11 protein-coding genes are annotated in these 12,276 nt (G+C 71.4%); 10 read left to right on the forward strand and 1 reads right to left on the reverse strand.

Annotation, left to right across the window (positions count from 1 at the left end):
* Positions 1-177: 177 nt before the first annotated feature.
* Positions 178-705, forward strand: a complete 528-nt coding sequence (locus ACWF79_RS31780; RefSeq protein WP_453731641.1) for an RICIN domain-containing protein — start codon at positions 178-180, stop codon at positions 703-705.
* Positions 706-1,269: 564 nt separating this feature from the next.
* Positions 1,270-2,049: a BRO-N domain-containing protein gene (locus ACWF79_RS31785; protein ID WP_453731642.1), complete on the forward strand. Its 780-nt coding sequence runs from the start codon at positions 1,270-1,272 to the stop codon at positions 2,047-2,049.
* Here ACWF79_RS31785 and ACWF79_RS31790 read toward each other — a convergent pair.
* On the reverse strand, positions 2,034-2,429 hold the full coding sequence (locus ACWF79_RS31790) for a hypothetical protein (RefSeq protein WP_453731643.1): 396 nt from the start codon (positions 2,427-2,429) through the stop codon (positions 2,034-2,036). The genes ACWF79_RS31785 and ACWF79_RS31790 overlap by 16 nt on opposite strands.
* A 48-nt stretch (positions 2,430-2,477) precedes the next feature.
* Between ACWF79_RS31790 and ACWF79_RS31795 the strand changes: the two genes are divergently transcribed.
* From ACWF79_RS31795 to ACWF79_RS31830, 8 genes are all read left to right on the forward strand, one after another.
* A complete protein-coding gene (locus ACWF79_RS31795) occupies positions 2,478-3,338 on the forward strand; it encodes a DUF2797 domain-containing protein (protein ID WP_453731644.1) in 861 nt (286 codons plus the stop codon).
* A 65-nt stretch (positions 3,339-3,403) separates the two neighbouring features.
* The gene (locus tag ACWF79_RS31800) at positions 3,404-3,745 is read left to right on the forward strand and encodes an antibiotic biosynthesis monooxygenase family protein (RefSeq protein WP_453731645.1); all 342 of its coding nucleotides are present in this window, start codon (positions 3,404-3,406) and stop codon (positions 3,743-3,745) included.
* A 76-nt stretch (positions 3,746-3,821) separates the two neighbouring features.
* Positions 3,822-4,763, forward strand: a complete 942-nt coding sequence (locus ACWF79_RS31805; RefSeq protein ID WP_453731651.1) for an amidohydrolase family protein — start codon at positions 3,822-3,824, stop codon at positions 4,761-4,763.
* Between the two features lie 89 nt (positions 4,764-4,852).
* A complete protein-coding gene (locus tag ACWF79_RS31810; protein ID WP_453731646.1) occupies positions 4,853-5,590 on the forward strand; it encodes a response regulator transcription factor in 738 nt (245 codons plus the stop codon).
* Positions 5,591-5,598: 8 nt separating this feature from the next.
* The gene (locus tag ACWF79_RS31815; RefSeq protein ID WP_453731647.1) at positions 5,599-7,182 is read left to right on the forward strand and encodes a sensor histidine kinase; all 1,584 of its coding nucleotides are present in this window, start codon (positions 5,599-5,601) and stop codon (positions 7,180-7,182) included.
* An 80-nt stretch (positions 7,183-7,262) separates the two neighbouring features.
* The gene (locus ACWF79_RS31820) at positions 7,263-8,675 is read left to right on the forward strand and encodes a glycosyltransferase (RefSeq protein WP_453731648.1); all 1,413 of its coding nucleotides are present in this window, start codon (positions 7,263-7,265) and stop codon (positions 8,673-8,675) included.
* Positions 8,672-10,861, forward strand: a complete 2,190-nt coding sequence (locus ACWF79_RS31825) for an ArnT family glycosyltransferase (RefSeq protein ID WP_453731649.1) — start codon at positions 8,672-8,674, stop codon at positions 10,859-10,861. The genes ACWF79_RS31820 and ACWF79_RS31825 overlap by 4 nt, the downstream gene beginning before the upstream one ends.
* A gap of 75 nt (positions 10,862-10,936) precedes the next feature.
* Positions 10,937-12,276 (forward strand): MFS transporter (locus tag ACWF79_RS31830; RefSeq protein ID WP_453731650.1); only part of this gene is annotated, 1,340 nt, incomplete at its 3' end.

Genomic DNA, 12,276 nt, shown 5'->3' on the forward strand with positions numbered 1-12,276 from the left:
ACTGCACCCGCTGGGGTCGGCGAACGCCGTGGACGTGGCGGAGGAGCGGAGTATGTTATTCCGGCTCAAGTCTTGATCAACTAGTTTGCGGTTATCGATCTTTCTCGCCTAGAGTTCATGCACGTCTGGGGAATCTGACCATTTCACCTCTTTCCCCTGGCTTCAGCTTTTGAGCGAATGGGGGAAATTGTGAATAAGGCGTCGAAAATTCGCGCTGCCGTGGTGTTGGCGGCGGTTCCGGCGATTCTTGCAGCCGTCTCTACGCCCGCATCGGCATCCGAAAATATCCTGTGGCGCAATGCGCACACTGGCGGTTGCCTCCGAGTCTGGAACGACACCAGCGTCGACACCAGCGCCGCAGCCTGGGTGAAATGCGTCGACGTTCCAAAGGGGGTCAGCATCAGATGGGACGACTCGCAGAGTAATGTCCAGAACCCGGATGGCGCCTGGAAGATCACCACCAGGAACACGTTCTTCTCTGGCCGCTGTCTGGCCAGCTGGTACGCCGACTCGAGTGGCGTCGGCAAGGTCTACATCGAGCCCTGTGACAGTCCGGCGAATTACTACCAGCAGTGGTACGAGAACTGGACGGGCGACGGCATGCAGATCGTCAACCGGCAGACCGGCCTGTGCCTCGACGGTGATTCGCAGGGCAACGTCTATACCAATAAGTGCAATGGTAGTGACTGGCAGATCTGGAAGTAAATCTGATCCGAGGCGCAGGCGTTCACTTTGCGGCTACCTGGTGACCGCCCGGCGTGCAACAGAAGTGTCAGAAGGTGCGGCTACTCGCGATCAATAAGGGAGCTGGAGGGACAGGTTTCCGGCCCGGTTGCAGTACAGCAGCTCGGTACCGCAACCCCCGCAACCCCCCCCCCAGCCGGTAGCGTCCCTCACGGGCCCCATGGCGGCCGGAATGGTTATGCCTGACCGATCCCGCTAGAGCTACGGATCAGAAGGTTGCAGGTTCGAATCCTGCCGAGTGCACACAGACAAGAGGCCCGGACGAGAGTCCGGGCCTCTTGCGTTGCGTCGGCCTGCGGCAGTCAAGCGCAGGGTGGTGGTCTTTCTCGGCTCGCCCGTCGTCGCGCTTGCCGGTCTCGCCATCGCCACGCTCGAATGACGGCTTGACCTGTAGGCGGCAGACAGACGGGTGCCCGCTCCTCCAGGGAAGGCTTGGTGCGGCTTCTTCTTTTGGGTGAACGTCCTGATGTTTCATGACAGTTGCATATGCCGTCGGCCTAGCTTCCCTCGTGGAGGTGGTGCTCGATGGACGAGCAGAGGGATGCGATCGACGTCGACGACTTCGTCTTCGCGGCGACCGGGGCGCGGTTGCGGCGGCTGACGATGCCCAATGGGACGCACTGGTTTCCCGCCGGTGAGGCCGCTCGGCAGTTGGGGTACGTCAATACGCGGCAGGCCGTGCTCGATCATGTGGAGGCGGCGCGGCAGCGGGGGCTCGAGGAGCTGGTCCGGGGGGTCTGTGGGGGTGAGGTCGCGCGGGTGCTCGCCGGGAGCGGGCTGCGGAAGTCGATGAAGATGCTCGACCTCCAGGGGCTCGTCCAGCTCGTCACCGCCGGCACCAAACCCGCGTGCGCGCCCTTCAAGGCCTGGGTCTGCGAGGTCGTCGCCACCGTGCAGCGCGACGGTTCCTACGGCCTCGAACCCTCGCCCGTCCACTGGGGGTACGTCCTGCCGCCCGAGATCGTCGACATCGTCGTACGGAGCGAGACGAAGGCCGCCAGCCGGTTTCTGGAGGGATTCACCGTCCCCCTCCAGCGAACCCCCCGCGCCCTCTCGGCCCAGGAGCTCCTCGACTCCTGGCAGGCCGACCACCTCCCCGTCACCGGCGACGTCCACGCCGTCGCCGCCTACCTCGCCCCCGCCCTCGTCCGCGGCGGCGCCCGGTACCGGCTGGAGGAGATCGCCCGGCGCACCGGGCTCCCCGTCGAGCGCGTACGGGACTGCGTCGGGCTCCTCGTCGAGCGCGGGTGCGTCCGCGAGAGCGACGTCGCCGCCGACGGGGCCCGGATCTACCTGCTGCCGTAGACGGGGGCCGCCACCACCTGCGCCGCGTCCTCGTAGATGATCCTTCCCGGCGTCGCGGACTCCAGGCGTACGCAGGGGACCCCGTGTGCCGCCAGGATGTCCAGGTACGGCAGGACCCGCGTCAGCAGGCCGGTCGCTGTGGAGCGGAACCAGGCCGCCGCGCCCGGGTTCAGCGTCGGGTCGTAGACCGTCGGATCGACCGTCGTCGGGTTGGTGACGTGCGTGTCGTACCAGTCGTTCGACGCCCGCCACACCGCGTACTCCGACGCCGACAGCCTGCCCTCCCGCGCCAGCCCGTTCGCCAGGGCGAAGACGCCGGGGAAGTGGCCCCTGGAACTCCGCGTCGGAGACTGGAAGCGGACGTAGAGGAGACTGGGCATCCGACGAGAGTAGGGCGGAGCGGGCGCGTGGTGTGGCGGTGTGCCGGGATGCGGTGGAGCGGGGGTGTGCCCGCTCTGCGGTGGGACGGTGGTCGGGTGTCCGTGCTCGCGTACGGGCAGCAGGTCGCCTTCCGGGCCGTCGGGCCGCGCCTCTGTCCGGGTGCCCGAGGAAACCCCTGCCCGCTCGCCGCGACCGTCCCCGCCCGCGCCACCGGCGGGCAGTGCCCCGAGTGCGCGCGGCTCGACCGGGCCCACTCCGTCGCCGCCGACACCCTCGCCGACGACCCCCGGCCGTACCGCGTGTACCTCGCGTGGTTCGGGCCCGGCATGACCAAGGTCGGGATCACCGCCGAGGAGCGCGGCGACGCGCGCCTCCTGGAGCAGGGGGCCGTCGCCTTCGGCTGGCTCGGGCGCGGGCCGCTCATGGCCGCCCGGCGGACCGAGGAGCTGCTGCGGCACGCCCTCAAGGTGCCCGACCGCATCCCGTACGACCGTAAACGCGCCGTCCGGCACGCCCTGCCCGCCCCCGACGCGCGCCGCCGTGAGATCGAGGAGCTCTACGGGCGGGCCACCGCGCTCGCCGGGTGGACCGAGACCCTGGAACGGCTGGAGTTCCGCGCGTACGACCACGGCGAGGCGTTCGGGCTCGACGGGCTGCCCCCGCTCGCCGGCACCGTCACCGAGCTCGTCGACGACGGCGTCGTCGCCGGGCGCCTCCTGGCCGCCGCCGGGCCCGACCTGCACCTCCTCGACGCCGAGGGTCGATGCCTCGCCCTGGACACCCGTGTCGTGCGGGGGTGGCGGCTGGTCGCGGTCGAGGGTGGGACGGCGGCGGCGTCCGTCACCGTTCCCGTGCGGGACGTGAAGAGGGCGAACCGCGACGTCCAGGACGGGCTGTTCCCGGAGTAAAGACTTGGATCCCTTCCGGCGGCCCTTGTTTACATGCCCACCCCAGCCGTCGGAGGGTGATCCACATGACGCAGACACCGAGCTTGGTGGCGGGTCTCGAACCGCCCTACTACACCGCTGTCTTCACCTCGATCCGTCCCGACGCACCCGAGGGATACGCCGAGACCGGCAACCGGATGCAGGAGATCGTCAGCGACCTCCCCGGCTTCCTCGGTCACGAGTCCGCCCGCACCCCCGGCGGCATCGGCATCACCGTCGCGTACTTCCGCGACCTCGCCTCCCTCGACGCCTGGCGGGACAACGCCGAGCACCAGGCCGCCAAGCGCCACGGCCGGGAGCACTGGTACGAGAGCTACAGCGTCCACATCGGCAAGGTCGAGCGGAGTTACGGGTTTGAGCGTGGCTGAGGAGGCGAGCAGGGGTGAGGCATCGAGCAGCGCCGGTGCCCCGCGCGCGGCCGAGGAGCCGACCAGCGCCGGTGCCCTGCGCGCGGCCGAGGCGCCGCGGGAGGTCGCCGTGCGGCTCGGGATTCCCGGGTTCGTCGACGTCCACACCCACTTCATGCCCCAGAACGTCCTTGACAAGGTCTGGGCCTACTTCGACGCCGTCGGGCCGCTGACCGGCATGGAGTGGCCCATCACCTACCGCGAGGAGGAGGACCGCCGGGTCGCGCTCCTGCGGGAGTTCGGGGTCCTCGCCTTCACCTCGATGCTCTATCCGCACAAGGCCGGCATGGCCGAGTGGCTCAACAGCTGGGCCGCCGACTTCGCCGCCCGTACGCCCGACTGCCTCCACACCGCCACCCTCTACCCCGAGCCCGGCGCGACCACTTACGTCCGCCGGGCGGTCGACTCCGGCGCCCGTGTCTTCAAGGTGCACCTCCAGGTCGGCGGGTTCGACCCCAACGAGGCTTCTCTTGACGAGAGTTGGGGACTGCTCGCCGACGCCCGCGTGCCCGTCGTCGTCCACTGCGGCTCCGGGCCCGTCCCCGGCAAGTTCACCGGTCCCGGGCCCGTCGGGCAGCTCCTCGCACGGCACCCCCGGCTGCGGCTGGTCGTCGCCCACATGGGGATGCCGGAGTACGCCGACTTCCTCGACCTCGCCGAGCGGTACGACGGCGTCCACCTGGACACCACCATGGCCTTCACCGACTTCAGCGAACGTCTCGCGCCCTTCCCCGTCGCCGAGCTCCCCCGGCTCCGCGCCCTGGGCGACCGCGTGCTCCTCGGGTCCGACTTCCCCAACATCCCCTACCCGTACGTCCATCAGCTCCACGCCCTCGAACGCCTCGGCCTCGGCGACGACTGGATGCGGCGCGTCCTGTACGAGAACGGGGCAGCGCTGTTTCCCGTGACTCCTCCGGGCCCGGACGCGGGCGCGGCCGCGGGTCATTCCGCGGCCGCGGGCCAGTCCCCGGCCCCCTGATCGCCCGGTCCCCTGACCGGCGTCGGTTTCTCAGGGAATTCACAGGCAACGCCAAGGGGGATTTCAGTACGGCCCCTGAGTTTGGTCTCATGACCGCGACCAAGCCCCAGGGGCGTACCGACATGCTCCGGCCCGACGGTTCCGCCGTCCGCGTCCTCGTCGTGGACGACGAGGCCTCGCTCGCCGAGCTGCTCTCCATGGCCCTGCGCTACGAGGGCTGGCAGGTCGACAGCGTGGGCGACGGCGCCGGGGCCCTGCGCGTGGCCCGGGCGTTCCGGCCCGACGCCGTGATCCTCGACGTGATGCTCCCCGACATGGACGGGCTCTCCCTCCTCGGCCGGCTCCGGCGCGAGCTGCCCGAGGTGCCGGTGCTCTTCCTGACCGCCAAGGACGCCGTCGAGGACCGGATCGCCGGGCTCACGGCCGGCGGCGACGACTACGTCACCAAGCCGTTCAGCCTGGAGGAGGTCGTGGCGCGGCTGCGCGGTCTGATCCGGCGGTCCGGCGCCGCCCAGGCGCGCAGCGAGTCGGTGCTCGCCGTCGGGGATCTGACCCTCGACGAGGACAGCCACGAGGTCACGCGCGGCGGCGAGTCCATCCACCTCACCGCGACCGAGTTCGAGCTGCTCCGCTACCTGATGCGCAACCCGCGCCGCGTGCTCAGCAAGGCGCAGATCCTCGACCGGGTGTGGTCGTACGACTTCGGCGGTCAGGCCAACGTCGTCGAGCTGTACATCTCCTACCTCCGCCGCAAGATCGACGCCGGACGCGCGCCCATGATCCATACCAGGCGCGGGGCCGGGTATCTCATCAAGCCGGGGGAGTAGTACCGCAGATGTTCCGGCCGCCCCGGTCCTGGTCGCTCCGGACCCGGCTCGTCGTCTCCGCCGTCACGCTCATCGCGGTCGTCGCCGCCGTCATCGGGACGGTGACGACGATCGCGTTCCGGTCCTACCTGTACGACCAGGCCGACGACCAGCTGCGGGACGTCTGCCGGCGCGCCCAGGGCCCGCCGCCGTCGATGCGCGCCGCCGGGGAGCCAGGTGATCCGGGCGACGGTGACCCGCTCGCCTTCGTCCTCGGGCCCGGCGCGCCGCTCGGCACGGTCGGCGCCGTCGTCGGGGACGACGGGGCGCTGGAGAAGGCCGACCGTTCCGCGGAGGTCGAGCAGGCGGGGTACGGGCGGAAGGCGACCAGCAACCCGCTCGACGCGGCGCAGAGCGCGGCGCTCGCCACCGCCCCGCGTGACGGCCGGCCGCACACCGTCGAGCTGCCGGAGCTGGGCGACTACCGGGTGGTGTACGTCTCCGGGAGCAACGGCGCCGTCCTCGTCGGGCTGCCGCTCGACCAGCTCCAGGGCGCCCTCTCCGCCCTGATCCTCGTCACGGTGAGCGTCACGGGCGCGGGTCTCGTCGCCGCCTCGCTCGCCGGGGGAGCGCTGGTCGGGATCGCGCTCCGGCCGCTGCGCCGGGTCGCCGCGACGGCCACGCAGGTCTCCGAACTCCCCCTCCACAGCGGCGAACCGGCCCTCCACCACCGCGTTCCCGAGTCCGATCCGCGCACCGAACTCGGGCAGGTCGGCGCGGCCATCAACCGGATGCTCGACCATGTCCACTCCGCGCTCCACGCGCGCCAGCAGAGCGAGACGCGGGTACGGCAGTTCGTCGCCGATGCCAGCCATGAGCTGCGTACGCCCCTGGCCTCGATCCGCGGCTACGCCGAGCTGACGCGGCGCGGCCGCGAGGAGTGCGGGCCCGACACCCGGCACGCGCTCGGGCGGATCGAGTCCGAGGCGACCCGGATGACGGGGCTCGTGGAGGACCTGCTGCTGCTCGCCCGACTGGATGCCGGACGCCCGCTCTCGTACGAGAGCACTGATCTCGTGCCTCTGCTCGTGGACGCCCTCTCCGACGCCCGCGCGGCCGGTCAGGACCATAAGTGGCTGCTCGAACTCGGCAGTGGCCGTGGCGGGGGTGGGGACGGGGAGGGCCATAGGGGCGCGCCGTCCGCGGTGACCGTACGCGGCGACGGGCCTCGCCTTCACCAAGTCCTCCTCAACCTCCTCGGCAACGCCCGCACGCACACCCCACCCGGCACCACCGTCACCGCCCGCGTACGCGCCGAGGGCGACTGGGCCCTCGTCGAGATCGAGGACGACGGCCCCGGAATTCCGGCCGAGCTGCTGCCCTCCGTCTTCGAACGGTTCGCGCGCGGCGACGCCTCCCGTACCCGCCACATGGGCGGTACGGGCGGCACGGGTGGTGCGGGCAGTACGGGTGGTGCGGGCGGGGCGAGCAGCACCGGGCTCGGGCTCGCCATCGTCCGCGCGGTGACGGCGGCGCACGGCGGTGACGTCGAGGTCCACAGCCGGCCGGGGCGGACCGTCTTCGTCGTACGGCTGCCCCGCGAGAGCGACTGAGCGCCTCCCCGCCCCGACTCACAGCCTCGCCACAGGCGCATCACACAGCCATGACAGCCGCCCTGGCGAGTGTCTGGGGCATGCGAATCCAAACGATCGCGGGCACACTCCCCGCCCGGGAGCACCTCCCCGCCCGGGAGCCGCTGCCCGGCGAGGCGGTCGCGCGGCCCGTCCTCGATGTGGTGATCCCCGTCCACAACGAGGAGAAGGACCTGGAGCCGTGCGTCCTGCGGCTCCACGACCACCTCACCCGCACCTTCCCGTACGGCTTCCGCGTCACGATCGCCGACAACGCCTCCACCGACCGCACCCCCGAGGTCGCCGCAGCCCTGGCGGAGAAGCTCCCGGAGGTGCGGTCCGTACGGCTGGAGCAGAAGGGGCGCGGCCGGGCGCTCCGTACGGTCTGGTCGCACTCGGACGCGCCCGTCCTCGCCTACATGGACGTGGACCTGTCCACCGACCTCAACGCGCTCCTCCCCCTCGTCGCGCCGCTCATCTCCGGCCACTCCGACCTCGCGATCGGCTCCCGGCTCGCCCGCTCCTCGCGGGTCGTGCGCGGGCCGAAGCGGGAGTTCATCTCGCGCGCCTACAACCTGATCCTGCGCGGCTCGCTCGCCGCGCGGTTCTCCGACGCCCAGTGCGGGTTCAAGGCCATACGGGGAGAGGTCGCCGAGCGCCTGCTGCCGATGGTCGAGGACACCGGCTGGTTCTTCGACACCGAGATGCTCGTCCTCGCCGAACGCGCCGGGCTCCGCATCCACGAGGTGCCCGTCGACTGGGTCGACGACCCCGACTCCACCGTCCACATCGTGCGCACCGCGACCGACGACCTGAAGGGCGTCTGGCGGGTCGGCCGGGCGCTCGCCACCGGTTCGCTGCCGCTCGACCGGCTCGCCCGCCCCTTCGGCGACGATCCGCGCGACCGCCAACTGACCGGGGTACCGGGTGGACTGGCCGGGCAGCTCGTCGGCTTCTGTGCCGTCGGCGCGCTGTCCACCCTCCTCTACCTGGCCCTCTACACAACCTTCCGGCTCGGCGCGGGACCCCAACTCGCCAACGCCGCCGCCCTCCTGCTCTCCGCCGTCGCCAACACGGCCGCCAACCGCCGTCTCACCTTCGGCATACGGGGCCGGGAGCGGGCCGTACGCCACCAGGCCCAAGGGCTCGTCGTCTTCGGCATCGGCCTTGCCCTGACCAGCGGTTCGCTCGCCGCGCTCGGCGCGGCCACCGGCGATCCGGCGCACTCGACCGAACTCGCCGTCCTGATCGTGGCCAACCTCGCCGCGACCGTCCTGCGCTTTCTTCTCTTCCGGCTCTGGGTCTTCCCGGACGCCACCGCCGGTACGGCTTCCACCGCCGGCCCGGCTTCCACCACCGGCCCGGCTTCCACCACCGGCATGGCTTCCCCTGCCGGCCCGGCTTCCACCGCCGGCACGGCGGCCCCTGCTGCCCCTGCTTCCGACGCTTCGAGTCCCGCAAGGAACGACCGATGAGTACGACGTACGACCCGCCATCCGCACCTTCGGCGCATGCCGCGCGATCCGGCAGGCCCGGCCGCCTCGCCCGTCTCTGGCGCGGCCGGGCCGAGGACGCGCCCTGGGTACGCCCCGCCTTCCTGGCCCTCCTCGCCGTCACCACCGCGCTCTACGTCTGGAACCTGAGCGCCTCCGGCTACGCCAACTCCTTCTACTCCGCCGCCGTCCAGGCCGGCAGCGAGAGCTGGAAGGCCTTCTTCTTCGGCTCGCTCGACGCCGCCAACGCCATCACCGTCGACAAGCCGCCGGCCGCGCTCTGGCCGATGGCCCTGTCCGTGCGCCTCTTCGGGCTCGGCTCCTGGCAGATCCTGCTGCCCGAGGTGCTGATGGGGGTGGTGACCGTCGCCGTCCTCCACGCGGCGGTACGGCGCCGGTTCAGCGCCGGTGCCGGGCTGATCGCGGGCATGGTCCTCGCGCTCACGCCCGTCGCCGCGCTGATGTTCCGCTTCAACAACCCGGACGCGTTGCTCGCGCTGCTGATGACCGTCGCCGTGTACTGCGTACTGCGGGCCCTGGAGGACGCGAAGAGCGGAACGAAGTGGCTGGTGTGGGCCGGTCTCGCGTTCGGTCTCGCGTTCCTCGCCAAGACGCTCCAGGCGTTCCTGATCCTGCCGCCGCTCGCGCTCGTGTATGCCGTGTGCGCACCGGCCGGGTTGGGCCGCAGGCTCGGACAACTGGCGCTCGGCGGGCTCGCGATGATCGTCTCGGCCGGCTGGTGGGTGGCCGTCGTCGAGCTGTGGCCGTCGGGCTCCCGTCCGTACGTCGGAGGCTCGCAGAACAACAGCTTCCTGGAACTGACCTTCGGCTACAACGGCCTCGGCCGCATCAACGGGAACGAGACCGGCAGCGTGGGCGGCGGCGGTGCCGGCGGGCCCGGCGGTGCCGGCGGGCCCGGCGGTGCCGGCGGGGGTGGTGGTGCTGCCGGGAGCGGTGGCCGGTGGGGTGAGACCGGCATCGGGCGGATGTTCAACGACGCCGTCGGCGGCCAGGTCTCCTGGCTGCTGCCCGCCGCGCTGATCCTGCTCGTGGCCGGTCTGGTGATCACCTGGCGGGCCCGCAGGACCGACACGGCGCGTTCCGCGTTCCTGGTCTGGGGCGGGTCGCTGCTGATCACGCTGGCCGTCTTCAGCTTCATGGCCGGGATCTTCCACGAGTACTACACGGTGGCCCTGGCCCCGTACGTCGCCGCTCTCGTCGGCATGGGCGCGAGTGTCCTGTGGGAGGAGCGGAGCCGGTTCCTCGCCTCGGCGGCCCTCGCGGTGACGGTCGCGGCGACGGCGGTCTGGGCGTACGTCCTGCTCGGCCGGACGCCCGACTGGCTGCCGTGGCTGCGCTGGACGGTCCTGGTCGCGGGTTCGGTCGCCGCGCTCGGGCTGCTGGTCGCCGGACGGCTCGACCGGCGGATCGGGCTCGGGATCGCGGGCCTCGGCCTGGCGGCGGGGCTCGCGGGGCCGTTCGCGTACACCCTGGAGACGCTGAGCACCGGCCACCAGGGGTCCATCGTGACGGCGGGGCCGTCGGCGGCGGGCGGTCGCGGGATGGGCGGTGGACCGGTCCTCCGTCCGCCCGGCGGGGACGACGGCGGCATGCGGAGGGGTGGCAGCGCCTCGCCGCAGGGCCAGGGGCAGCCGCAGGGCCAGGCCCCGGGTCAGGGTCGGGCCCCGGGTCAGGGCCAGAGCCAGCCACAGGGCCAGGGCCCGGGGCAGTTCCCTGGAGGCACCCCTCCCCAGGGCATGGAGCGTGTTGGCGGACGTGGTGGCGGTGGCGGTATGGGTGGTCTCCTCGACGGAGCCACCGTCGGCTCCCAGGCCAAGGCCGCCCTGCTCGCAGACGCCGACGACTACACCTGGGTCGCGGCGGCCATCGGCGCGCAGAACGCCGCCGGCTACCAGCTCGCCACGGAGAAGCCGGTGATGGCCATCGGCGGCTTCAACGGCAGCGACCCCTCCCCGACCCTCGCCCAGTTCAAGCAGTACGTCGCCCAGGGCGAGATCCACTACTTCGTCGGCGGAGGCGGAGAGGCAGGCGGAGGCGGAGGCGGAATGGGCGGCGGCTCGGAGATCTCCGCCTGGGTCTCGTCCACCTTCGAGGAGGTCGCCGTCGACGGCGCCACCCTCTACGACCTGACGGCCCCGAAGCAGTAATCGCTATACAGCGTACGAGAGTCCTTGTACGGTGTACGAGCTGAAGTCCCGTACACCGTACAAGGAGTGCTGTCCATGACGGCGACGACCACCGAGTCCTCACCCCCCGCCGCCACCGGCGGCCACCCGCAGCGCTGGCTGATCCTCGGCGTCATCTGCCTGGCCCAGCTCACCGTGCTGCTCGACAACACCGTCCTCAGCGTCGCCATCCCCTCGCTGACCTCGGAGCTCAACGCCTCCACCAGCGACATCCAGTGGATGATCAACGCCTACTCGCTCGTCCAGTCCGGCCTGCTGCTCACCGCCGGGAACGCCGCCGACCGCTACGGCCGCAAGAAGCTCCTCGCCGTCGGCCTCGCGCTCTTCGGCCTCGGCTCGCTCGCCGCCGGACTCGCCGACTCCACCGGCCAGCTGATCGCCGCCCGGGCCGGCATGGGCGTCGGCGGCGCGCTGCTCATGACCACCACGCTCGCCGTCGTCATGCAGATCTTCGACGACACCGAGCGGGTCAAGGCCATCGCCCTCTGGTCCACCGTCAGCTCGCTCGGCTTCGCCGCCGGACCGCTGATCGGTGGCGTGATCCTCAACCACTACTGGTGGGGAATGATCTTCCTCATCAACATCCCGGTCGCCCTCATCGGGCTCGTCGCCGTCCTCAAGCTCGTACCGGAGTCCAAGAACCCGCAGGGCGACCGCCCCGACCTGCTCGGCGCGCTGCTCTCCACCATCGGCATGGTCGCGGTCGTGTACGCGATCATCACCGGCCCCGAGCACGGCTGGACCTCCGCCGAGGTGCTGGTCCCGGCCGCCATCGGTGTCGTCGTCCTCGGCGCCTTCGCACTGTGGGAGCTGCGCATCCCGTACCCGATGCTCGACATGCACTTCTTCCGGAACCAGAAGTTCATCGGCGCCATCGGCGGTTCGCTGCTCGTCGTCTTCGGCATGGGCGGCTCGCTCTTCCTCCTCACCCAGCACCTGCAGTTCGTCCTCGGGTACGAGCCGCTGGAAGCCGGTCTGCGGATGGCTCCGCTCGCCCTGACGATCGTCGGCCTCAACCTGACCGGTCTCGGCCCGCGCCTGGTGATGAAGATCGGTACGCCGCCGGCGGTGCTGCTCGGCATGACCCTGGTCTCCGGCGGTCTGCTGTCGATCGCCGTGCTCGGCGGCGGTACGGACGGCAGCTACTGGGGCATGCTGCTCGGCCTGGTCCTGATGGGCGCGGGCATCGCGGTCGCCTCCCCGGCCATGGCCAACGCGATCATGAGCGCCATCCCGCCGGAGAAGGCGGGCGTGGGCGCCGGAATCAACGGCACCCTCGCCGAGTTCGGCAACGGCCTGGGCGTCGCCGTCCTCGGCGCCGTCCTCAACGCCCGGTTCGCGGCGCTCGTCAGCGTCACCGCGGCGTCGCTGCCGGC

The organism is Streptomyces sp. NPDC054975 (genome assembly GCF_053609105.1).

What these genes read in the sequence shown, in the direction of transcription:
- ACWF79_RS31795 (WP_453731644.1), top strand. Translation starts at nt 2,478, where the DNA reads ATGCGGTGGAGCGGGGGTGTGCCCGCTCTGCGGTGGGACGGTGGTCGG.
- ACWF79_RS31780 (WP_453731641.1), top strand. Translation starts at nt 178, where the DNA reads ATGGGGGAAATTGTGAATAAGGCGTCGAAAATTCGCGCTGCCGTGGTG.
- ACWF79_RS31785 (WP_453731642.1), top strand. Translation starts at nt 1,270, where the DNA reads ATGGACGAGCAGAGGGATGCGATCGACGTCGACGACTTCGTCTTCGCG.
- ACWF79_RS31825 (WP_453731649.1), top strand. Translation starts at nt 8,672, where the DNA reads ATGAGTACGACGTACGACCCGCCATCCGCACCTTCGGCGCATGCCGCG.
- ACWF79_RS31815 (WP_453731647.1), top strand. Translation starts at nt 5,599, where the DNA reads ATGTTCCGGCCGCCCCGGTCCTGGTCGCTCCGGACCCGGCTCGTCGTC.
- ACWF79_RS31800 (WP_453731645.1), top strand. Translation starts at nt 3,404, where the DNA reads ATGACGCAGACACCGAGCTTGGTGGCGGGTCTCGAACCGCCCTACTAC.
- ACWF79_RS31790 (WP_453731643.1), bottom strand. Translation starts at nt 2,429, where the DNA reads ATGCCCAGTCTCCTCTACGTCCGCTTCCAGTCTCCGACGCGGAGTTCC.
- ACWF79_RS31820 (WP_453731648.1), top strand. Translation starts at nt 7,263, where the DNA reads ATGCGAATCCAAACGATCGCGGGCACACTCCCCGCCCGGGAGCACCTC.
- ACWF79_RS31810 (WP_453731646.1), top strand. Translation starts at nt 4,853, where the DNA reads ATGACCGCGACCAAGCCCCAGGGGCGTACCGACATGCTCCGGCCCGAC.